This window comes from Micromonospora sp. CNZ303 (genome assembly GCF_004345505.1).
In genome coordinates this window covers 84,991-105,583 of the sequence record NZ_SLVT01000006.1, presented here as the reverse complement: position 1 = coordinate 105,583, position 20,593 = coordinate 84,991, and the positions used below count along the sequence as shown (strand labels likewise).

20 protein-coding genes are annotated in these 20,593 nt (G+C 74.3%); 13 read left to right on the top strand and 7 right to left on the bottom strand.

Features of this window, described 5'->3' with window-relative positions; genetic code table 11:
- Nucleotides 1-93: 93 nt before the first annotated feature.
- Nucleotides 94-1,104, bottom strand: a complete 1,011-nt coding sequence (locus tag EV374_RS12095; RefSeq protein WP_207914109.1) for a sigma-70 family RNA polymerase sigma factor — start codon at nt 1,102-1,104, stop codon at nt 94-96.
- 270 nt (nt 1,105-1,374) lie between these two features.
- Here EV374_RS12095 and EV374_RS12090 point away from each other — a divergent pair, with 270 nt between their 5' ends.
- Nucleotides 1,375-1,605, top strand: coding sequence for a hypothetical protein (locus EV374_RS12090; RefSeq protein ID WP_132235041.1), 231 nt, complete (start codon nt 1,375-1,377; stop codon nt 1,603-1,605).
- 114 nt (nt 1,606-1,719) lie between these two features.
- A complete protein-coding gene (locus tag EV374_RS12085; RefSeq protein WP_132234640.1) occupies nt 1,720-2,691 on the top strand; it encodes a non-homologous end-joining DNA ligase LigD in 972 nt (323 codons plus the stop codon).
- 22 nt (nt 2,692-2,713) lie between these two features.
- Here EV374_RS12085 and EV374_RS12080 read toward each other — a convergent pair whose 3' ends face one another.
- A complete protein-coding gene (locus EV374_RS12080; RefSeq protein ID WP_132234638.1) occupies nt 2,714-3,220 on the bottom strand; it encodes an Lrp/AsnC family transcriptional regulator in 507 nt (168 codons plus the stop codon).
- Nucleotides 3,221-3,324: 104 nt separating this feature from the next.
- Between EV374_RS12080 and pdhA the strand changes: the two genes are divergently transcribed.
- From pdhA to EV374_RS12055, 5 genes are all read left to right on the top strand, one after another.
- A complete protein-coding gene (gene pdhA / locus EV374_RS12075; protein ID WP_132234636.1) occupies nt 3,325-4,491 on the top strand; it encodes a pyruvate dehydrogenase (acetyl-transferring) E1 component subunit alpha in 1,167 nt (388 codons plus the stop codon).
- Entirely contained in the window at nt 4,491-5,507 is a 1,017-nt protein-coding gene (locus EV374_RS12070; protein WP_132234634.1) for an alpha-ketoacid dehydrogenase subunit beta, read from the top strand. Before pdhA ends, EV374_RS12070 begins: the two co-directional genes overlap by 1 nt.
- On the top strand, nt 5,504-6,898 hold the full coding sequence (locus EV374_RS12065) for a dihydrolipoamide acetyltransferase family protein (RefSeq protein WP_132234632.1): 1,395 nt from the start codon (nt 5,504-5,506) through the stop codon (nt 6,896-6,898). Before EV374_RS12070 ends, EV374_RS12065 begins: the two co-directional genes overlap by 4 nt.
- 139 nt (nt 6,899-7,037) lie before the next feature.
- Nucleotides 7,038-8,687, top strand: coding sequence for a right-handed parallel beta-helix repeat-containing protein (locus EV374_RS12060; RefSeq protein WP_132235039.1), 1,650 nt, complete (start codon nt 7,038-7,040; stop codon nt 8,685-8,687).
- Nucleotides 8,688-9,025: 338 nt separating this feature from the next.
- Nucleotides 9,026-10,291, top strand: coding sequence for an Ig-like domain-containing protein (locus tag EV374_RS12055; RefSeq protein WP_132234630.1), 1,266 nt, complete (start codon nt 9,026-9,028; stop codon nt 10,289-10,291).
- Between the two features lie 161 nt (nt 10,292-10,452).
- Here EV374_RS12055 and EV374_RS12050 read toward each other — a convergent pair whose 3' ends face one another.
- The gene (locus EV374_RS12050; protein WP_132234628.1) at nt 10,453-11,472 is read right to left on the bottom strand and encodes an SMP-30/gluconolactonase/LRE family protein; all 1,020 of its coding nucleotides are present in this window, start codon (nt 11,470-11,472) and stop codon (nt 10,453-10,455) included.
- 153 nt (nt 11,473-11,625) lie between these two features.
- Between EV374_RS12050 and EV374_RS12045 the strand changes: the two genes are divergently transcribed.
- Entirely contained in the window at nt 11,626-11,976 is a 351-nt protein-coding gene (locus EV374_RS12045) for an STAS domain-containing protein (RefSeq protein ID WP_132234626.1), read from the top strand.
- Between the two features lie 226 nt (nt 11,977-12,202).
- Here EV374_RS12045 and EV374_RS12040 read toward each other — a convergent pair whose 3' ends face one another.
- A complete protein-coding gene (locus EV374_RS12040; protein WP_132234624.1) occupies nt 12,203-12,595 on the bottom strand; it encodes an FKBP-type peptidyl-prolyl cis-trans isomerase in 393 nt (130 codons plus the stop codon).
- A 192-nt stretch (nt 12,596-12,787) separates the two neighbouring features.
- Nucleotides 12,788-13,363 (bottom strand): hypothetical protein, encoded by a 576-nt coding sequence (locus EV374_RS12035; protein WP_486485720.1) that lies wholly within the window; start codon nt 13,361-13,363, stop codon nt 12,788-12,790.
- 214 nt (nt 13,364-13,577) lie between these two features.
- On the opposite strand from EV374_RS12035, the gene EV374_RS12030 reads away from it, so the two are divergent.
- Complete coding sequence (locus EV374_RS12030; RefSeq protein ID WP_132234620.1) at nt 13,578-14,276, top strand: CBS domain-containing protein; 699 nt, start codon at nt 13,578-13,580, stop codon at nt 14,274-14,276.
- A 389-nt stretch (nt 14,277-14,665) separates the two neighbouring features.
- Nucleotides 14,666-15,619 (top strand): TerC family protein, encoded by a 954-nt coding sequence (locus EV374_RS12025; protein ID WP_132234618.1) that lies wholly within the window; start codon nt 14,666-14,668, stop codon nt 15,617-15,619.
- A 24-nt stretch (nt 15,620-15,643) separates the two neighbouring features.
- Here EV374_RS12025 and EV374_RS12020 read toward each other — a convergent pair whose 3' ends face one another.
- Entirely contained in the window at nt 15,644-16,372 is a 729-nt protein-coding gene (locus EV374_RS12020; RefSeq protein ID WP_132234616.1) for a helical backbone metal receptor, read from the bottom strand.
- Between the two features lie 145 nt (nt 16,373-16,517).
- Here EV374_RS12020 and EV374_RS12015 point away from each other — a divergent pair, with 145 nt between their 5' ends.
- Nucleotides 16,518-17,390, top strand: a complete 873-nt coding sequence (locus tag EV374_RS12015) for a phytanoyl-CoA dioxygenase family protein (protein ID WP_132234614.1) — start codon at nt 16,518-16,520, stop codon at nt 17,388-17,390.
- Between the two features lie 19 nt (nt 17,391-17,409).
- On the opposite strand, the gene EV374_RS12010 is transcribed toward EV374_RS12015, so the two are convergent.
- A complete protein-coding gene (locus EV374_RS12010; protein WP_132234612.1) occupies nt 17,410-17,976 on the bottom strand; it encodes a GNAT family N-acetyltransferase in 567 nt (188 codons plus the stop codon).
- Between the two features lie 150 nt (nt 17,977-18,126).
- On the opposite strand from EV374_RS12010, the gene EV374_RS12005 reads away from it, so the two are divergent.
- Together EV374_RS12005 and EV374_RS12000 are read left to right on the top strand one after the other, a co-directional pair.
- On the top strand, nt 18,127-19,011 hold the full coding sequence (locus EV374_RS12005; RefSeq protein ID WP_132234610.1) for a PDDEXK family nuclease: 885 nt from the start codon (nt 18,127-18,129) through the stop codon (nt 19,009-19,011).
- Nucleotides 19,012-19,338: 327 nt separating this feature from the next.
- The gene (locus EV374_RS12000; protein ID WP_132234608.1) at nt 19,339-20,580 is read left to right on the top strand and encodes a hypothetical protein; all 1,242 of its coding nucleotides are present in this window, start codon (nt 19,339-19,341) and stop codon (nt 20,578-20,580) included.
- Nucleotides 20,581-20,593: the final 13 nt, after the last annotated feature.

Here is a 20,593-nt window from a genome sequence, read left to right as displayed (position 1 = left end):
CCGCCTCTCTCGGTGCGTCAGCGGCGCGCCGCTGACGCCGGCCGCCCCGGTTGAGACTGTCGGGGCACGGAGAACTCATCGCCGCCGCCGTGGTCACCGGGTCGGCGGCAGCCCGAAGGCCGCAAAGACGCGGGGTGGGAAGGTGGTCACCTCCACGATCTCGCCACCCTCGATGCGGAGCACGTCGAGGCCCAGCGCCCGGTAGTGGGATCGGCCCGGCTCACGCACGTAGCCGGCGACGGCGGGCTGGTGGTTGGCCCGGGTGGGCACGTGACACCAGTCCTTCCCGCGGGCGGGTCCGACCAGCGCGGGGGCCCAGCACTCGACGATCGCGGCCCGTCCCTCGTACCACGTCGGTTCGGGTGGCATGGTGAAGCGGGCGTCCTTACTCAGCAGCGCCGCCAGCGCCGGCAGGTCCCCGCGTTCGGTGGCCTCCACGTACCGCTGGAGCACCGCCCGTTCCTCATGGCTCGGGTCGGTCGCCGTCGACCACTCCATCCGTCGTTGCGGCAGGTGCTGCCGGAGGGTGGCGCGCGCCCGCTGGAGGGCGCTGTTGACCGCGGCGACCGTGCCGTCGAGCAGCGCGGCGGTGTCGGCCGCCGGCCAGCCGAGCACGTCGCGCAGGATGAGCACCGCCCGCTGCCGGGACGGCAGGTGCTGGATCGCGGCGAGGAACGCCAGCTCGATGGTCTCCTTCGCCACCAGTGCGGTGTCCGGCTCGCCGTCGGGCGGCGCGGCCGGATCTAGCAACCGGTCCGGGTACGGCTGGAGCCAGGGGACCTCCGCCTGCGGCAACGAGGTCCGACCGGGCCGGGCGGCGCGGGACACCGTCGGCACGACGAGCGGACGTGGCTGCCGGTGGCGGCGGTCGAGGAAGTCGAGGCAGGCGTTGGTCGCGATCCGGTAGAGCCAGGCCCGCACCGTGGACCGGCCCTGGAAGGTCTCCCGCCTGCGCCAGGCCCGCAGGAACGTCTCCTGTACGAGGTCCTCGGCGTCGTCGAAGGAGCCGAGCATCCGGTAGCAGTGCACCTGCAACTCCCGCCGGTGCCGATCGGTCAGCTCCGCGAACGCCTGTGCGTCGCTCTCCCGGACGGCGTCACCCACCGTTCTCTCGCCGACCCCGCCCGACCCCGTGCCACCTTCAGCCACGAACCGTCCTCCGCCCTGTCCACCCGATCATCACGTGCCGCCGTCCCAGAGATATGACGACCGACGGACGACGGAGTCATCGCCCTGGCGCGTCCGATTTCGGACGACGCCGTCGACCAGGTCCGCCGGAAGGCGCCGGGACCCGCCGCCGGGCGTGATCGGTGCCGGGTCGGGTAAGCGCTGCCTCGACCGATCACCGAGACGGGGAGGTGCGCCGTGGCCACCATGGTCAGGGAGCCGGCGAGCCCGGTGAAGGACCAGAACTACGACCTGATCCACGCGCTGCAGATGTCGTTGCAGCACATCTGGCAACTGGAGAACTACGTCGCCGACGCCGACGCGCGCGGCGACACGGAACTGGCCACCTGGTTCCGAAAGATCCAGGAGAACAACCGCAAGGCGGGCGAACAGGGCAAGAAGATGCTCCTGGTGCGCCTCCAGGAGGAGATGAGCTGACCCCGCCTGGTATGTGTAAGGAAGGGCCCTTTGTTGACGCTATGCGTTGACAAGGGCCCTTCCTTACACCCGGCGAGCGGGCCCGTGCCGGGCGGGCGGGTTACGGTGTCAGGCGTGGCGACGCCGGCCGAGGAGATCCAGGTGGGGGAGCGGCTGGTGCGCGTCTCCAGCCCCGACAAGCCGTACTTCCCGGAACTCGGGTTGACCAAGCGGGACGTGGTGTCCTACTTCCTCGCCGTGGGCGACGGCGTCCTGCGCGCCCTGCGGGACCGGCCGACCATGCTGGAGCGGTGGCCGCGCGGCGTGTTCGAGGGGGCGAAGATCGGCACCCGGCAGGACAACCGGGGCGACGCCTTCTACCAGAAGCGGCTGCCGGCGGGCGCGCCCGACTGGGTGCGCACCGCCCACATCACCTTCCCGAGCGGGCGTACGGCCGACGAGGTCGCGCCGAGCGAGTTGGCGGTGGTGATCTGGGCGGCCAACCTGGGCACGCTGCGGTTCCATCCCTGGCCGGTCTCCGCCGCCGACGTGGAGCGGCCCGACCAGCTGCGCATCGACCTGGACCCGATGCCGGGGGTGGGCTTCGACCAGGTGGTGCCGGTGGCCCACGAGGTGCGCGCGTTCCTCGCCGAGCTGGGGTTGACCGGCTACCCGAAGACCACCGGCGGGCGGGGCCTGCACGTCTATCTCTCCATCGAGCCCCGGTGGAGCTTCGGCGACTGCCGACGCGCGGTGCTGGCGCTGGGCCGGGAGATGCAACGCCGGCTGCCGGAGCTGGTCACCACCACATGGTGGCGGGAACAGCGGGACCGGCCGGTCTTCGTCGACTACAACCAGATGTCGCGGGACCACACGATGGCCTCGGCGTACTCGATCCGTCCCACCCCGCAGGCGCTGGTCTCCGCGCCGCTGGACTGGTCGGAGCTGGACGACGCCCGGCCGGAGGACTTCGCCGTGACCACGATGCCCGCCCGGTTCGCCGAGCGCGGCGACCCGCACGCCGGCCTCGACGACCGGCGGTTCTCCCTGGAGCCACTGCTGGAACTGGCCGACCGGGAGGGGCTGGAGGCCCCACCGGAGCGCTGAGCGGGGAGACCGCCGCGCCGGTTCACTCCCACGGGCTGCGTTCGCCGTCGAACTCCTCGAAGACCAGCCAGGTGCGGGTGGAGAGCACGCCGGCGATGCTCTGCACCCGGCCCAGCACCACGTCGCGCAGGGTGGCGTTGTCCGGCGCCCGGACCAGGGCCAACACGTCGTGGTCGCCGCCGAGCAGGGCGGCGTGCTCGATGTAGCGGACCCGGGCCAGCTCCGCCGACACCTCCCGCCAGGTGTTCTGTTCGATCTTCAGCGCGATGTACGCCGAGGTGCCCAGCCCCGCCGCCTCGGGCGCGACCTGGGCCCGGAAGCCGGTGATCACCCCGTCGCGCAGCAGCCGCTCGACCCGGGCGTACGCGTTGGTGCGGGAGATGTGGATCCGCTCGGCGAGCGTGCGCACCGACGTGCGGCCGTCGCGGACCAGCTCGTCGAGGATCCGCCGGTCGACGTCGTCCAACGGTCGCGCCGAACGTCCCGTTCCGGCCACCGGCTCCGCTGCGCCCCCGGACTCCTGGCTCATCTCGCCGCCTGTCCCATGCCATCCGTCCCGCGTTTGTCCTGGATCTTGAGTCAATCATCCGACAGCAGGAGCATAGGCCCACCACACGTCCAGGAGGTCCCGCCGTGACGACCACACCCGAGGCGGTCCGCAGGGCATCCCCGCGCAGCCGTCGGAAGGCCACCCCACCCGATCCGGCCACGCCGCTGCTCCCGGCCACCGAGCCCGTCCGCCTGCTCGATCCGACCGGCACGCCACTGCGCGCCCCCGCCGACTACCCCGAGCCGCCCGTCGAGGCGCTCGTCGAGATGCACCGGCGGATGGTCGTCGGCCGCCGCTTCGACGTCCAGGCCACCGCCCTGACCAAGCAGGGCCGGCTGGCCGTCTACCCGTCCTCGCGCGGCCAGGAGGCCTGCCAGGTCGGCGCCGTCCTCGCCCTGCGCGACACGGACTGGGTCTTCCCGACCTACCGCGAGTCGATGGCCCTGGTCTCCCGGGGCATCGATCCGGTCGAGGTGCTGACCCTGCTGCGCGGAGACTGGCACTGCGGCTACGACCCCGCCGAGCGGCACACCGCCCCGCAGTGCACCCCGCTGGCGACCCAGTGCGTGCACGCCGCCGGGCTGGCCTACGGCGAGGCGTACCAGGGGCGCGACACCGTCGCGCTGGCGTTCATCGGTGACGGGGCGACCAGCGAGGGCGACTTCCACGAGGGCGTCAACTTCGCCGCCGTGTTCAAGGCCCCCGTCGTCTACTTCGTGCAGAACAACCGGTACGCCATCAGCGTCCCGCTGTCGCGGCAGACCGCCGCGCCGTCGCTGGCGTACAAGGGCGTGGGCTACGGCGTGCCCAGCGAGCAGGTCGACGGCAACGACCCGGTGGCCGTGCTCGCGGTGCTCACCCGCGCGGTGGAGCACGCCCGTTCCGGCAAGGGTCCGTTCCTGGTCGAGGCGCACACCTACCGGATGGAGGCGCACACCAACGCCGACGACGCGAGCCGCTACCGCGACGGCGCCGAGGTCGAGGCGTGGCGGGACCGGGACCCGGTGGCCCGGCTGGAGACGTACCTGCGGGCCCGGGGCGCGCTCGACGACGCCGTCGTCGCCGCGGTCGCCGCGGAGGCCGAGGCGTACGCCGCCGACCTGCGCGTCCGCATGAACGCGCAGCCGACGGTCGACCCGATGAGCCTCTTCGAGCACGTCTACGCCGAGCCCACCCCGCAGCTGGTCGAGCAGCGCGAGCAGGTCCGCGCCGAGCTGGCCGCCGCCGCAGACGAGGAGGGTGAGCGCTGATGGCCGCCCTGACCATGGCGAAGGCGCTCAACGCCGCGCTCGCCGACGCGATGCTCGACGACGACCGGGTGGTCGTCTTCGGCGAGGACGTCGGGGCGCTCGGCGGCGTCTTCCGGATCACCGACGGCCTCCAGGCCCGCTTCGGCGACAAGCGCTGCTTCGACACCCCGCTCGCCGAGGCCGGCATCGTCGGCTTCGCCGTCGGCATGGCCATGTCCGGGCTGCGCCCGGTGGTCGAGATGCAGTTCGACGCGTTCGCGTACCCGGCGTTCGAGCAGATCGCCTCGCACGTGGCGAAGCTGCGCAACCGCACCCGGGGCGCCCTCAGCGTGCCGATCGTCATCCGGGTGCCGTACGCCGGCGGCATCGGCGGCGTCGAGCACCACTGCGACTCCAGCGAGGCCTACTACGCGCACACCCCGGGCCTGAAGGTCGTCACCCCGGCCACGGTCGAGGACGCGTACTCGCTGCTGCGCCAGGCGATCGACGATCCCGACCCGGTCGTGTTCATGGAGCCGAAGAAGCTCTACTTCTCCAGCGCCGAGGCGGAACTGCCGGCCGCCACCGCGCCGATCGGCCGGGCGGTCGTGCGTCGCCCCGGCCGCGACGGCACCCTCGTCGCGTACGGGCCGGCGGTGCCGGTCGCGCTGGAGGCCGCCGAGGCCGCCCGCGAGGAGGGCTGGGACCTGGAGGTCGTGGACGTACGCAGCATCGTGCCGTTCGACGACGAGACCGTCACCGCCTCGGTCCGGCGTACCGGCCGGTGCGTGGTGATCCAGGAGGCCCAGGGCTTCGCCGGGGTGGGCGCCGAGATCGCCGCCCGGGTGCAGGAGCGCTGCTTCCACGCCCTGCACGCCCCGGTGCTGCGGGTGTCCGGGCTGGACATCCCGTACCCGGCGCCGATGCTGGAGCACACCCACCTGCCGTCGGTGGACCGGATCCTCGACACGGTGGCCCGGCTCCAGTGGGACGACCAGCCCGACGGGCGCTGGCTGAGCCGGGGGAGCGCGGCGTGACCACCGTGGACGGGACGCAGGTCTTCCTCCTGCCCGACCTGGGCGAAGGGCTGAGCGAGGCCGAGATCGTCGAGTGGCGGGTCGCCGTGGGCGACGTGGTCACGGTGGACCAGAGCGTCGTGGAGGTGGAGACCGCCAAGGCCGTCGTCGACGTGCCCTGCCCGTACGCCGGGCGGGTCGTGGCGCTGCACGGCGCGGCGGGTGAGACCCGCCCGGTCGGCCAGCCGCTGATCACCATCGCGCCCCTGGACGGCGACGGCGGGGCCGGCGACGAGCCCGCCGCGCACGCCACCTACCGCGAGGAGGAGCGGGCCGGCTCCGGCAACGTCCTCATCGGGTACGGCACCGGCCACGGCGGCGCGGGGCGGCGGCGTCGCCGGCCCCGTCTCGTGGCCGCACCCGAACCCACCCCGGCGGCTCCCGCCCACGCCGCACCGCCGGCGGCTCCCACCCCGGCGGCGACTGCGGCCGGCGCGGCCGACCACCCGCACGGCGCGGCGGCACCCCTGGTCATCTCGCCGATCGTGCGCCGGCTGGCCCGCGAGCACGGGCTCGACCTGGCCGCCCTGCGCGGCACCGGCCCCGGCGGCGTGGTGCGCCGGGCGGACGTGGAGGCCGCCGTCGCCGAGGCGGCGACGCCGGCCGCCCGGCTCGCCGCGGTGCCGGACGAGCCCGTCGGGTCGGCGGCCTCCGGCGCCGAGGACCTGGTCGTCCCGCTGACCGGCATCCGCAAGGCGATCGCCGACAAGCTCTCCCGCAGCCGGCGGGAGATCCCCGAGGTGACCATCTGGGTGGACGTGGACGCCACCGGGCTGCTGGAGACCCGCGCGGCGATCAACGCGGCGACCCCGGACGCGCCGGTGAGCATCCTGGCCCTGCTGGCCCGGATCTGCCTGTCCGGGCTGCGCCGGTACCCGCAGCTCAACGCCCGGGTCGACACCGAGGGCCAGCGGATCGTCCAGTCCGGCGGGGTGCACCTGGGCATCGCCGCCCAGACCGACCGGGGGCTGGTCGTGCCGGTGCTGCGGGACGCGCAGCGGCTGACCACCGCCGAGCTGGCCGCCGAGCTGGCCGCGACCACCACGGCCGCCCGGGCCGGCACGCTGCCCCCGGCCCGGCTGACCGGCGGCACGTTCACGCTCAACAACTACGGCGTCTTCGGCGTCGACGGCTCCACCCCGATCATCAACCACCCGGAGGCGGCGCTGCTCGGGGTGGGCCGGATAGTGGACAAGCCCTGGGTGGTCGGCGGGCAGCTCGCCGTACGCAAGGTGACGCAGCTCAGCCTGACCTTCGACCACCGGGTCTGCGACGGCGGGGTGGCCGGCGGCTTCCTGCGGCACGTCGCCGACTGCGTCGAGCGGCCGGCGGTGCTGATCGCCAACGTCTGACCCCGGACGCGACGGCCCCGGCTCCGCCTCCCGGCGGCGCGGGGGCCGTCGCCGTCGCGGCAGGCGTTTTCTCGCAGACGGGCCGGGAATGCGGGCCGGGCAGTCTCGCCGAGGGGAGCACGAGGTGGCCTGTCCGGACATGCCCTCCGCCGGCGGTGTGCGCCGGCACGCGGTGGCCGGCGCCCCGCTGCTCTGCGACGCCCGGGAGCACGGCCTCATCGGCGACGGGACGGCCAACGACCAGCCGGCGCTCGCCGCGCTGGTGGACCGGCTCGGCGACGCGTACGCCGCCGACGGCCGGGCCCGGATCATCTACTGCCCGCCCGGGGTCTACTCGATGCGGGACTCGGGCACCGTCTGGCGCAGCGGGGTGTCGCTCATGGGCGCGGGACCGGGCGCGACCCGTTTCGTGCTCAGCAACTCCGGCAACCGGGCCGATCCCGCGCCGCTGGCCTTCCACACCGCGATCGAGCACGGTGCCAGCCGCAACCAGCACCTGTCCGACTGCACCTTCGCCGACTTCGAGATCGACGGCTCGGAGGTGGCGTCCGCGGACTACAACCCGCTGGCCAAGGGCCTCGGCCTCCAGTACGTCGTCCGCGGCGTCTTCCGCAACCTGTACATCCACCACACCGCCGCCACCGGCCTGGGCTGCGACTTCCTCCAGGACTGTTTGATCGACGGGGTGCTGGTCACCGGGTGCGGGCGGCTGGACAACGGCACCGAGATGGGCGGCGCGGGCATCGGCGTCGGCATCGGCGGCTGGGGCAGCGTCGAGCGGTTCAACATCGTCAACTGCAGCGCGGTCGCCAACGCCACCAACGGCATCTTCCTGGAGTTGCAGGAGGCGGACCACCTGCGCCCACGGGGCGTACGGATCATCGGCTGCCACGCCCAGGGCAACCGCTTCGGCATCTCCGACTGGGGCGCGAACGGCCTGATCGTCTCCGCGTGCACCATGACCGGCAACCTGGAGGCGGGCTTCCACGTCTCGGCGAAGGGCACCACGCACACCGCCGGCCGGGGCGGCATCCTCACCGACTGCGTCATCGACGGCAACCTGCGCGACGGGGTGAGCATCGGCAACACCCCCGGTCCGTACACGATCCGCGGCAACCGGATCAGCGGCAACGGCCGGTACGGGTACCACCAGCGCAACCTCGGCGGGTCCGAGGAGCACGTCGCCGAGGAGATCGTCATCGAGAGCAACGACTTCTACGGCAACAGCGCCGACGCCATCCGCATCGACCGTCCGGTCCGCGACGTCTTCCTGGTCGCCAACCGGATCCGGAACAACGGGCGGCAGTGGGCGCCCGCGACGAGCGCACACGGCGACTCGGTGCGCTACACCGGGAAGTCGGTGGTGGACCGGCGGGCGACCTGGCCGAACGACGGGCACCGGGGCAAGGTGGTGCGGGTCGGCGAGCGCATCGCCGTGGTGGCGGCCAACGACGACACCGAGCTCACCCTCGCGCCGATCCGGCCGGACTCCCCGAGCGGGTGGAGCGGGGGGACTCCGCCACCGGGCACGCCGTACGAGCTGCCCGCCGGGCCGCCGGTGCGGGCCGGCATCGCGATCAACGCGGCCGTCGAGTCGGCCACCATCCGGGGGAACCGGATCTGGGACAACCGCGAGCCGAGCACCCAGAACCACGGACTGTGGGTCACCGAGCAGGGCAGCTGCGTGGACTGCCGGGTCGAGGACAACGACTTCGCCGGCAACGCGGACTCCGCCGTCCGGCTGGACACCCCACCGGTCGGCGGCCGGTGGGAACGCAACCACGGCTGACGACGACCGGACGGCCGGCCCGTCGGCGGCGGCGCGTCCGGTCGCGTCGTGCCGCACGGCGTCGCCTTCTTCCGCCGGATCGCGGGTGCGGGACGGCTGTGCGCCGACACCGACGCCGCCGTGGCCCGAACCGGGACGCGACGGGAGTCCGGGGGCCGCCGGCGGGCGCGCCGGACGATTCCGGACGGACCCGGAAACCGGCGCGTGTGGCCCTTTTCCGTGCAGTGCGGGGAAATGCTTCCCATAATTGCTTTCGCATTTCCGTGGAAATTGCGCGTCCGCCCGGCGAGGCGTGGAGAGAATGTGGCTGAGGACACCAGACAACGGGGGGACGCATCATGAAGTTGAGGCGGCGACTGACGGTGCTGGCCGTGACCATCGCGGCCACGCCGTTGGCCCTCGGCGGGTGCACCGCCGACCGCAAGCCGGGTGCCCGGCCGGCCGAGGGGCAGGCGGCGGCGCCGGAGCTGACCGTGACGCCCACCGACCGCGCCCGCGAGGTGCCGATCACCGCCGAGGTGGGGACCGCGGTCAGGAACGGGAAGGTCACCGCCGTGCGGATCACCGACGACAAGGGCGCGCAGGTCGCGGCGGAGCCCCGGGAGGACGGCTCGGGCTGGGTGCCGAAGGCGCCCCTGAAGCCGCGGCGCACCTACACCGCGGAGGTGACCGCGACGGGCGACTCGGGCACGACGACGACCCGGAAGACCACCTTCACCACGATGCCGAAATCGACGAAACCGGAAATCACCAGCACGTTGTACTTCGCCGGTGATCGGACGTACGGCACCGCGATGCCGGTGACCGTGGCGTTCGACCCACCCATTCCGAAAGAGGCCAGGGACGACGTGCAGCGCCGATTGTTCGTGAAGACGGATCCGCCGCAGCCGGGCGCCTGGTCGTGGGTGTCCGACGGCAGTCAGGCCTATTACCGGGCCCCCGATTTCTGGCGCCCGGGGACCCGCATCAGCGTCCGGGCCGGGCTGGAGGGCCTGCCGATCGGCAAGGACCGGGTCGGCGACTCCGACCGCACGGCCACGTCGAAGATCGGCCGGCAGGTGGCCCTGGAGATCGACAACGCGACCAAGCAGATGTCCGTGCTGCGCGACGGCAAGGTGGTCCGCAAGATCCCGGTCAGCATGGGCAAACCGAGCACGCCGACCTCCAGCGGCAAGATGGTGATCATGGAGAAGCACGATTTCACGACGTTCGACACCCGGGGCTCGGCCGACCCCTACGTGGTCGACGTCGAGGACGCCCAACGGCTCACCTGGGGCGGCGAGTTCATCCACGCGGCGCCGTGGTCGGTGGGGGACCAGGGCAACACCAACGTCTCGCACGGCTGCACCAACGTCTCCAACGAGGCCGCGGACTGGCTGATGGGCGTCACGCAGGTCGGCGACCTGGTCACCATCAAGGGCACCGAGGTCGAGCTGACCGAGGGCAACGGCTGGACGGCCTGGAACGTCAGCTGGGACGAGTTCGTCAAGGGCAGCGCGCTGCCCGTGCCGGCCGGGCTGCGGCCGTCCCCGTCGGCCGTGCCGCACCCCGGTGCGGTGGCCGGGGGCTCGCCGGCGCCGGCGCCGTCCGTTCGCGGCGGCTGATCCGACCGTACGCACACCCGGGGGACCGGTCCGCCGCCACGCGGGCCGTTCCCCCGGCGCGTCGATCGCACCGGGGCCTCCCGTCGACCCCGTCACGCGGGCTGGTCCCCGGCGTGGCGATCGCACCGGCGCTTCCCGCCGGCCTCGTCCGCGTCCGGGGCTCAGCCCAGCGGCACCCGGGCCACCCCGGGGCCCGTGAGGCTGCCCAGCCACAGGTGGTCGCCGTGCTGGCGGACGCCGGTGACCATGTCGTAGGTCCCGCGCGGGCCGTGCAGGGTCCGCAGTACCCGCCCCTCGCCGTCGACGAGGGCCACCAGGCCGTAGCGCAGCGGCTTCGGCTGCACCGCCGCCGGCAGCACCGCCACCAGTTGCCGCAGCCGGGGGTGGGGCAGCAGCCGCTCGACCACCGGCACGCGCGGGCTGGGCAACGCGATCCAGTACGTCCCGTCGCCCACCGGGGTCAGGTTGTCCGGGTACGCCGGCAGGTCGGCCAGCACGGTGACCGCGTCGTCGGCCAGTGCGACCCGCACCAGTCGGTGGGCGGCGGTCTCGACCAGCATCAGCGCCGACTCGTCCGGGGTGAGCGCGAGCCCGTTGGGAAAGTAGAACCCGGTGCGGACGACGTCGGTGCGCCCGCTGCGCGGGTCGTACGCCAGCACCCGCCCGTTGGGCCGGTGTTCCAGCAGGTCCCGCTTCCAGTGCGCGAGCGGGAAGCGGTCGGACGAGTCGGTGAAGTAGACCGTGCCGTCGCGGGCGACGGTGGCGTTGTCGGCCAGGTTCGCCCTGGCCCCGAGGCCGCCCAGCTCGCGCACCGCACCGTCGCCGGTCACCCGCAGCAACCCCCGGTACGCGTCGCAGACCACGAGGCTGCCGTCGAGCGGGTCGACCTCCACGCCCAGTGGCCGGCCCCCGGTGTCGGCGAGCGGCCGGGGTCGGGTGCCGGGGGGCGCGTCGACCGGCCACCACCAGAGCCGGCCGTCCTCCGTCCCGCTGACCACCCGGCCGGTCGGGTCGACGACGACGTCCTCCGGGCCGGACACCCCGTCGGGAAGCGGCAGCAGCTCCACCGAGTCGAGCCGCCGGTCGGTGGGCGTCCACGGCCCGTCGAGCGGCGGCGGGACCGTGGCGGGCTCGCGGACGGGGCGGATCAGCCGGGGCGCGCGGCGGCGGGGAGCGACCATCGGCTCATTCTCGCCCGCCGATGTGCAGCCCGCAGGCCCTCGTCGCGTCATCCCTGAGGGGGATCCTGGAGTCTCGGGGTATGACCCTGGGCGTACCCGGATCCGGTCCCTCAGCAGGGCGGAATTGTCGGTGGCGGGGGATAGGTTCGTCGCATGGGACAGCGCGACGACCGGCTCCACGTGGACATCACCGTGGCCGACCACGAGGTGGCGGTGCGGGCGACCGGCGAGGTCGACATCGCCACGGTCGCCGCGTTCCGCTCCGCGCTCTGGGCCGCCCCGGCCCGGCCCGTGCTCCGGCTGGATCTCTCCGGGGTCCGCCTGCTCTCCGCGGCCGGGGTGCGGGCCCTGGTCGCCGCGCACCTGCGCGTGCGTGCCCGGGGCGGTGAGCTGGTGCTGGTCCGTCCCGACCCGGTGGTCGAGCGGGTGCTGCGGGCCACCGGCCTGCACCGGGTCATCCCGATCGTGGACCCGTGCGCCGACCGGGAGCTGGTGCCCTGCTGACCTCCGGCGCCCGAGGCCCAGGGGCACGGTGGCGTGCGGCGCCTCGACCGGGAGCCCGCCCAGCCGGTCCACCGACGTGCCAGCGGGCCGGTGCCGACGGCGTCGTCCACCGTCCGCACCGGCCCGTGGCCCGGCGGTTCGCCGTCCACTCGAGCGGTGCACCGTCCGTTCGGAGGGATCATCCCCCGCCCGGCGGTGCCTGCCCGCCCAGTGGGTCATCCTCCGCTCAGCGGACGCCGAGCAGGTCGACGACGAAGACGAGGGTCTCGCCCGGCTTGATGACGCCGGCGGCGCCCCGGTCGCCGTAGCCCAGGTGCGGCGGGATGGTCAGGCGGCGCCGGCCGCCGACCCGCATGCCCACGACGCCCCGGTCCCAGCCGGAGATGACGTGACCGGCGCCGAGCTGGAACTCGAACGCCTCACCCCGGTTCCAGGAGGAGTCGAACTCGCGACCGTTGGAGTGCGCGACCCCCACGTAGTGGACGCTGGCCAGCTGCCCCGGCTGGGCCTCCGGGCCCTCGCCGACGGTGATGTCCTCGATGACGAGGTCGGCGGGCGGCGCGCCCTCGATCGGACCCACCTCGGGCTTGCCCGAGCGGGCGCCTGCTGCCTGGTTCATTCGGGAGTCTCCTACCGTTTCGGTCCTGATGTCCGTCACCCGAGATCCTGCCTGATGGCGTCCGACCGATGTGTGGCGGTCCCGGCGCACGCGTCGCGGCCGGCCCTCGGAGCGACGGCGTGACGCGGTGGGCACGCCGAAGCGGGCGTCACCGGGTGGTGACGCCCGCCGAGGGGGAGATGCCGCGCCGGGTCAGCGCAGCCAGGGGAACCGCCGCACGATCGCGAGCTTCGCCCACGTCGCGCCCAGGCCGAGGGTCGCGCCGGCGTTGACCAGCGCGAGACCGACCAGCAGCGCCGCGTTGATCAGGTGCTCGTCCATGAAGGGGTTGTTCTCGGGAGGCAGGACGACCGTCCACATCATCACGTAGAGCACCGCTCCCGCGACGGCGGCGATCCGCATCCCGATGCCGAGCAGCAGCGCGACGCCGATCGCGGCCAGGCCGGCCATGAAGAGCACGTCCGCCCAGGCGGCCCCGGCGATGCCCTGGTAGAAGTCCGCGAACGGGCCGGCCGCGCCGAAGGTCAGGAAGCCCTTGGTGGGGCTGCCGCCGTTGATCCAGGCGTTCTTCGCCTCGGTGGCGAACCCCAGACCGAAGACCTTGTCCAGGAACGCCCAGAGGAAGGTCCACCCGAGGGCGATCCGGATGCCGGCGAAGACGTACCGCGCGGCCCGTTCCCTGCGGGTCTCGCCGACGTGCCGGGTCTCCGCCACCGCAGCGTCGTTCCTGGCGGTGGTGCGCTCGATCGTCGCGGCCATTGTCTCCACGTCCCTTCGTGTGCCTGGCACCGCGCTTTCCGGTGGCATCTCCATTGGACGCCCGCCGGGGCCGGGCGGGCAGGGCCGACCGGACCCCACCGGACCGGGACCTTGGACCCCTCCCGCACCGGTCCGTACGGCCGTGCCGGCCCGGTCCGGCGGCCCTGACCCGGCGGCCCGCCGCGGCCGTAGCGTCGCGGTGGGGAACGACAGGGAGGTCGTGATGAGGACGTGGCAGGTGGGCGACGTGATGACCCGGGAGGTCACGACGGTGGGGGAGGAGACCCCCTACCGGGAGATCGTCGACGCGTTGCTCCGGCGGGGCATCAGCGGGGTGCCCGTGGTGGACGGCTTCCGGCGGGTCCTCGGCGTGGTCTCCGAGTCGGACCTGCTGCACAAGGTCGAGCGGGCCGGTCACCCGGACGAGCGGCGGGTCTTCGAGGGGCGACGACGCCGTACCGCCCGGGAGAAGGCCGAGGCGCTGCTGGCGCGTGACCTGATGACCGCCCCGGCGGTGGCGACCTGGCCGGAGGCGACGATCTCCGCCGCCGCCCGGCAGCTGGACCGGGAGTCGGTCAAGCGGCTGCCGGTGCTCGACGACCTGGGCCGCCTCGTCGGCATCGTCACGCGCGGTGACCTGCTGCGGGTGCACCTACGCACCGACGCGGAGATCCGCGAGGACGTGGTGCAGGAGGTGCTGCGCCGGGTGCTCGCGGTGCGGGACGGGCTGGTCACCGTCCGGGTGCGCGGGGGCGAGGTGACGCTCGACGGCCGGTTGGACCGGCGCAGCGCCGTCGAGCTGGCGGGCCGGCTCGCGGGGCAGGTCAGCGGCGTGGTCCGGGTGACCAGCACCCTCGCCTACGACGTCGACGACACCACCCTTGCCGACCTGGACCCGGCCCGGATCGCCCCGGTGGCCTGACGTCCGGGCCCGTCCGGCCCGCCTGACGTCCGTGCGGGCCGGGCGGGCCTGAAACCCGGGCGGGCCGGGCCTTCCGGCGGCGCGAGCTGTCCGGCCCGCCGGGGCGTCGAACGTCCCGTCGACGGCGCCGACTTGCCCGGACTGCCGCCGGCCGGTGGGCGGCTCGCCTAGGCTCGACATCGGACACGCTCCGGGCCCGCCGCCGGGCCGCCGAGGGCGCACCCGCGCCGCCGGCCGCCGGGGGGTGTCCGTGCCGCAGGCCGTCGGAGGCGGGTCTGTGCCGCAGGCCGTCGGGGGCGTGTCCGTGCCGCAGCCGTCGGGGACCGCGCGAGCCGGACCGGGCCGCGCGTCGGGAGCGGAGCCGCCGTCGGGGATGCGGAGGACGCCGGGTGGACGAGGCGACGTTCGCGGCACCCCTGTGGGCCTGGGCGGCGGTGGGCGCGGTCATCGCCGTCATGCTCGCCGTGGACCTGCTCTCCCACCGCGACAACCACGTCATCGAGCTGCGCGAGGCGCTGCTGTGGAGCGGCGTGTGGATCACCGCGGGGCTCACCTTCGGCCTGGTCGTCTGGCTGTGGCGGGGCGGCGAGCCGGCCGGGGCCTACTTCTCCGGCTACCTGCTGGAGAAGGCGCTCTCCGTCGACAACGTCTTCGTCTTCGCGCTGCTGTTCGGGTACTTCCGGGTGCCGGCCGCGTACCAGCACAAGGTGCTCTTCTGGGGGGTCGTCGGCGCGCTCGCGTTCCGGCTGGCCTTCATCTTCGCCGGCGCCGAACTGCTGGAGCGGCTGACCTGGGCCGGCGTCGTGCTCGGCGCCTTCCTCATCTGGACGGGGTGGCGACTCGCGGTACGCGGCGAGCCGGACGTCGACCCCGACCGCAACGTCGTGGTGCGGGCGTTCCGGCGGTTGGTGCCCACGGAGCCGGGCTACCACGGCGGCCGGTTCACCGTCCGGGTCGACGGCCGGCGCAGGGCGACCCTGCTGCTGGTGGCGCTGGTAGCGATCGAGGCCACCGACGTGGTCTTCGCGATCGACTCGGTCGCGGCGATCCTGGCCATCACCACCGACACGTTCCTCGTCTGGACGGCGACCGCGTTCGCCGTGCTCGGCCTGCGCAGCCTCTACTTCTGCCTGGCGGGGCTGCTGCGGCACTTCGGCTACCTGCGGTACGGGCTGGCCTTCCTGCTGGCCTTCGCCGGGGCGAAGCTGATCCTGGCCGAGACGCCGGTCGGGAAGCTGCCGGTCTGGTCGACCCTCGCGGTGGTGGTGCTGACGTTGTCGGTCGCGATCGGGTGGAGCATGGTCGACGCCCGTCGGGAACGGCGCCGGCGCGCGGGCGGGTGACCGGGCGGGGTGGGGCGGCGGCGGTCAGCCCGGGTGCACGACCGGGTCGGCGAGCTGCGCGGAGAGCACGGCGGGCGCTTCGGCGAGCGACGGGCCGTACCAGGTCAGGTGCCTGCCGGAGAGCAGGGCGCAGGGGATGCCGGGGAACGCCTCCGGCCCGTCGTCGGCGGTGAAGCGGTACGGCTCGTCGGGCAGCACCACCAGCTCCGGCGCGCGGGCGCGCAGCGCGTCGAGGCTCGGCCGGGGGTAGCGCTCGGCGTCGTCGGCGTACGCGTTGGCGACGCCGAGCCGGCGCAGCACGTCACCGGCGAAGGTGTCGGCGCCCAGCACCACCCACGGTCGCCGCCAGACCGGCACCACAGCCCGGCGGGACGACCGGGCGGTGGGCAGCCCGGCCCACGCCCCGCGGGCCTCGGCGAGCCACTCCGGTTCGGTCGGGGCGCCCAGGTCGCGGAGCAGGTCCCCCAGCTCGGTCAGCGCCTCGTCGACGGTACGCGGATAGGTCACCCGCACCGGCACGCCGGCGGCGGTGAGCGCGTCGGCGTCCTCGCGGCGGTTCTCCTCGACGTTGAGCAGGACCAGGTCGGGGCGCAGCGCGCGCACCCGGTCCAGGTCCGGGTACTTGCTCCCGCCGACCCGCGCCACGTCCAGCCCGGCCGGGTGGGTGCACCAGTCGGTGGCGCCGACCAGCAGACCCGGCAGGGTCAGGGCGACGGCCTCGGTCAGCGACGGCACCAGCGAAACGACCCGCACCCCGCGTACCTCCCCGGTCCCGTGCGCCGACCACCGGCGTACCGGTCGATCATGCCCCGACCCGTGGCGGGGGCGGCGGCCCGGGCGTCCCTTGCGGCGTCTCTACAACGTTGTAATACTCGGCTGGTCCCCGTCAGGAGGTTCGATGAGGTCCCACACCACCGCGCCCGCGCCGCGCACCGACCAGCCCGTCACCCCCGTCGAGGACGAGGAGGTTCCCCTGGAGGCGCTCGGCGACCTCTACCGGGACGGCATCACCGCGTGCCGGGGCGCCTTCGCCGTGGACTGGGTGGACCGCGTCGGCGAGGACGTCGAGGCCGCCTTCCGGGAGGCCCGCTCCCGCCCCGACGGCGCGGTCGGCCGCGGCCCGCAGCGGTGGTACGTGGAGATCCACCCCGAGCAGCTGCGCGGCTTCGTCGACCTGGTGACCCACCCGTGGGTGGTCTCGGTGTGCCGGGCCGTGCTCGGGCCCGACTACCAGATCGTCGAGCTCGGGTTCGACATCCCGTTTCCCGGCGCGGCCATGCAACCGTGGCACCGGGACTTCCCGATGCCGGAGGACACCCGCCGGCAGCGGCGGCTGACCTCGCTGGCCTTCAACCTGACCACGGTGGACACCGTGGAGGAGATGGGGCCGTTCGAGATCGCCCCGGGCACCCAGTGGGACGACGGACGCGACTTCGACCACCAGATGTTCCCGCCCAGGGAACGCCACCCCCGCTACGCGCAGCGGGCCGTCCGCAAGTATCCGCGGCGCGGCGACATCTCCGCCCGGTCCGCGCTGACCATCCACCGCGGCACACCGAACGTCTCCACCCTGTCCCGCCCGGTGCTGGTGCTCGGCGTCGACGCGCCGGGAGCGGGCAACGCCGCGCACCACGACATGGCGGTCACCCGCAGGTACTGGGCGGGCCTGCCCGAGCAGGTGCGCGCCCACCTGCCGTGCCCGGTGGTCGACGCCCTGACGCCGATCCGGCAGAAGCACACCATCGAGGGCCTGGTGATGGGCGCGGAGTGACGGTCGGCTCGCGCCGTGCCTAGTCGGCGTCGCGGCGCAGCCACCGCTGCCGGGTCAGCGCGTACTCCACCTCGCCGTGCTCCGCGCCGTCGATCAGCTCCGGCCAGTCCCCGACGTACGTCCGCACGAGCCGCAGCCCGGACTTCTCCATCACCCGACGCGACGCGACGTTGACGGACATGGTGTTCGCGGTGACCCGCTGCACGCCGAGCGCGGTGAAGCCCTCGTCGATCAGCGCCCGGCAGCCCTCGGTGGCGAGGCCGAGGCCCCAGGCGGACCGGCGCAGCCGGTAGCCCAGTTCCACCTCACGGGCGTCGCCGTCGCGGGTCGGGCGGAACTCGAACCAGCCCAGGAAGTCGCCCGAGCCCCGGCCCAGCGCCGCCCACCACCCGAGTCCCGGCGGTCGCCGGTAGTGGGCGAGGATCCGGGGCAGGACGCGCTCCCGGACGACCTCCGGCGGGGTGGGGCGCCCGCCGGTGAGGTACCGCATCACCTCGGGATCGCCGTCCAGCTCGACGAGCAGGTCGGCGTCGTCGGCGGTGAACTCGCGCAGCACCAGCCGCTCGGTGTTGAGGAAGACGCTCACCCGCCCATCCCACCGGCGCGGGCGGGCGCCCTCAAGCGAATTGCGGGCCGACGGCCCGGGGCACCACCGGTGCGCCGGTCATGATCGACCGCCTAGACTCGCCCCGGCCGACGCGTCGGCCTCGGTCGGCGGGACGGACGGATCAGGCGGATGACGGGCACCGGTGGTGGGGACGGCTCCTGGCTGCGGGCGGTCGCCGGGGACGGTGGGCGCGGCCCGCTGCTCGCCCGGGGCGGCCAGCTCGTGCACGGCCCCCGCCGGCTCGGCGAACTGGTGCAGGGGCGTCCGCCGGGCGTCACCGGCAACCAGTGGAGCACGGCCAGCCGGGAGGGCTACGACCTCGTCGTCTGCGCCGCCGACACGGCCCGGCCGGTCTTCGCCGTCGAGGTCGGCCCCGTCGCGGCCCCCGGCTCCGCCGCGCAGCGGGCCGAGCGGCTGAAGAACGCGGTCGCCGAGGCGGTCGGCCTGGCGGTGCTGCGGATCGGGTCGCCGACGCTGCGGGCCGGGGAGCACGGGCGCCGGATCGTGGCGTACGTGATCGACGCGCGCGCGTACGCGGCCCTCGGCGCGGGGGAGCCCGACGACACGGGGGTGCCCCCGGTCGGCTTCCGCGACATCCTCGGTCGGTTGCCCGACGGGCGGACCGGGCACGTCAACGACCTCGGCGCCCTGGCCCGGGCCGCCGCCGTCGAGGCGTACGTGTCGCGGCGGCTGGCCGACCCGATCGTGCGGGGGCTGCACGTGCGCTGGACGGGCGGGCCCGCCGAGGGGTGGAGCTGGGTACGGGTGCGTCCCGACGCCTGCCTGGTGGAGCGGGTGACGGTGCACCCGCAGCGGGTCTCCGCCGGGGTGGATCCGGGGCGGCTGGCCGAGGACCTGGCGGCGGTGGCCGTCGGGGAGCGGCTGCGCGCGCTGGACGCCGCCGAGGCGGTCCTGACGCCCTGGGACGAATTGCTCGCCGAGATCCGGGGGCTGGAGTCCCGGCACGACGAGATGACGGGCGGCTTCGCGTTCGCCCACCTCTGCGCGGACTGACCCGCCCTTCTCCGGAGCGCCACCGGTCGCTGGCCCGGCACACGTCACCGCTCATCGGCCCGGCACACGTCACCGGTCGGCGCCCGGGCTCCGCCCCGGATTCCCGGAAGCGCGTTGAACCTTCGCCGCGGCCGTCCCGTACTCCTGCGGGAATGGACAGGATCTCCCCGACCGCGCCGCGCGGTGCGGAAGGCGGTGCGGAAAGGGCATCGTCGGTCATCGACGTGCCACCGGTTCGCCGCGACGGTCCCCGTCGGGTGCGCCCTCAATTCCGTCGGTCCGCCGAGGTCTCAGATCAACTACCGGGTCGCGAAGGAGAGCAAATCGATGCGCAGGTCCACACGGGCGCGCCGGTCATCCGGTGGCGCGCGGAGCAAGCGACTGCTGGCCGTCGTCGGCACGCTCGCGGTCTTCGGCGGGATCGTCGCCGTGACCCAGATCTCGTCGGCCGAGGACCGGCGGCCGACCAGCACCCGACCGGCCTCCGCGGCCTGCGTGGAGCCGAGCCCGGGCGCGACCGCGCCGAGCGGGCGGGGCACCAGCCGGACCTGGCAGGACGGCAGGTGGGTGCGCAACCACTGGGGGGACGGGCAGCAGTCGGTCGCCGAGTGCGAGCAGATGCGGGGCGGCGGCGCCGACAACGGCGGCTCGGCCGTGGCCTGCCCGGACGTGGCCGGCCGGCTGCCGCGGGTGCCCGAGCGCGCCCGCGCCGAGGTCGACCGGAACCTGAGCCTGCTGCAGACCCAGATCGCCGAGGCGGACCGGCGGCTGGCCGCCGAGGGCCGGCGGGGCGAGGAGTTCGTCCGCACCTCGATCCTCCAGCCGCTGGCCGGCAAGCGCCGGGCGACGCTGGAGCGGATCACCGTCGCGATCGACCGGGTGGGTCCCCGGCCGCAGGGCCTGGCCCGGCTCGCCGAGTGCCAGGTGGCACCGACCGGCGGCAACAACGGCGGCGGCAACAATGGTGGTGGTAACAACGGCGGCGGCGGTGACAACGGTGGTGGCAATGGTGGGCCCGGGGCCGGGCTGGGAGTGATCGCGAACGACTGCGACGACAGCCGGTTGCAGCCGCACGACGGTTTCCAGAACGGCAACCGCTGCGTCAGCACCGCCTTCGGCGAGGTGGGTCCCGCGGCCGACAATCCGTCGCTGCTGATCACCGAATTCCCCGACCGGGTCGGGTCGAACCAGCCGTTCACCCTCCGGGTCTCCACCCGCAACCTCGTACGGGACCGCTTCCTGGCCGCCGGGCAGGGCGGGTACTACGTGGAGAGCTCGCTGCTCAACGAGCAGGGACTGGTGCGGGGCCACTTCCACACCGCCTGCCGGATGCTGGGCAGCCTCCGGCAGCCGCCGCAGCCGCAGGAGGTGCCGGCGTTCTTCGTCGCCACCGAGGACAGCCGTGGTGGCGCCGAGCCCGACGACGTGACCATCCAGATCCCCGGGCTGCCCGGATCCGGCACCGCCCAGTGCGCGGTCTGGGCCGGCGACGGCTCGCATCGGGTGCCGATGATGGAGCGGGCCAACCAGACGCCGGCCTTCGACGTGGTGCGCATCCAGGTCGGCTGACGACCGCTGCGGG

Coding starts and splice junctions, on each gene's coding strand:
- EV374_RS12005 (WP_132234610.1), top strand. CDS start 18,127: ATGACGGGCACCGGTGGTGGGGACGGCTCCTGGCTGCGGGCGGTCGCC.
- EV374_RS12060 (WP_132235039.1), top strand. CDS start 7,038: ATGCCCTCCGCCGGCGGTGTGCGCCGGCACGCGGTGGCCGGCGCCCCG.
- EV374_RS12055 (WP_132234630.1), top strand. CDS start 9,026: ATGAAGTTGAGGCGGCGACTGACGGTGCTGGCCGTGACCATCGCGGCC.
- EV374_RS12000 (WP_132234608.1), top strand. CDS start 19,339: ATGCGCAGGTCCACACGGGCGCGCCGGTCATCCGGTGGCGCGCGGAGC.
- EV374_RS12070 (WP_132234634.1), top strand. CDS start 4,491: ATGGCCGCCCTGACCATGGCGAAGGCGCTCAACGCCGCGCTCGCCGAC.
- EV374_RS12015 (WP_132234614.1), top strand. CDS start 16,518: ATGAGGTCCCACACCACCGCGCCCGCGCCGCGCACCGACCAGCCCGTC.
- EV374_RS12050 (WP_132234628.1), bottom strand. CDS start 11,472: ATGGTCGCTCCCCGCCGCCGCGCGCCCCGGCTGATCCGCCCCGTCCGC.
- EV374_RS12080 (WP_132234638.1), bottom strand. CDS start 3,220: ATGAGCCAGGAGTCCGGGGGCGCAGCGGAGCCGGTGGCCGGAACGGGA.
- EV374_RS12045 (WP_132234626.1), top strand. CDS start 11,626: ATGGGACAGCGCGACGACCGGCTCCACGTGGACATCACCGTGGCCGAC.
- EV374_RS12090 (WP_132235041.1), top strand. CDS start 1,375: ATGGTCAGGGAGCCGGCGAGCCCGGTGAAGGACCAGAACTACGACCTG.
- EV374_RS12030 (WP_132234620.1), top strand. CDS start 13,578: ATGAGGACGTGGCAGGTGGGCGACGTGATGACCCGGGAGGTCACGACG.
- EV374_RS12040 (WP_132234624.1), bottom strand. CDS start 12,595: ATGAACCAGGCAGCAGGCGCCCGCTCGGGCAAGCCCGAGGTGGGTCCG.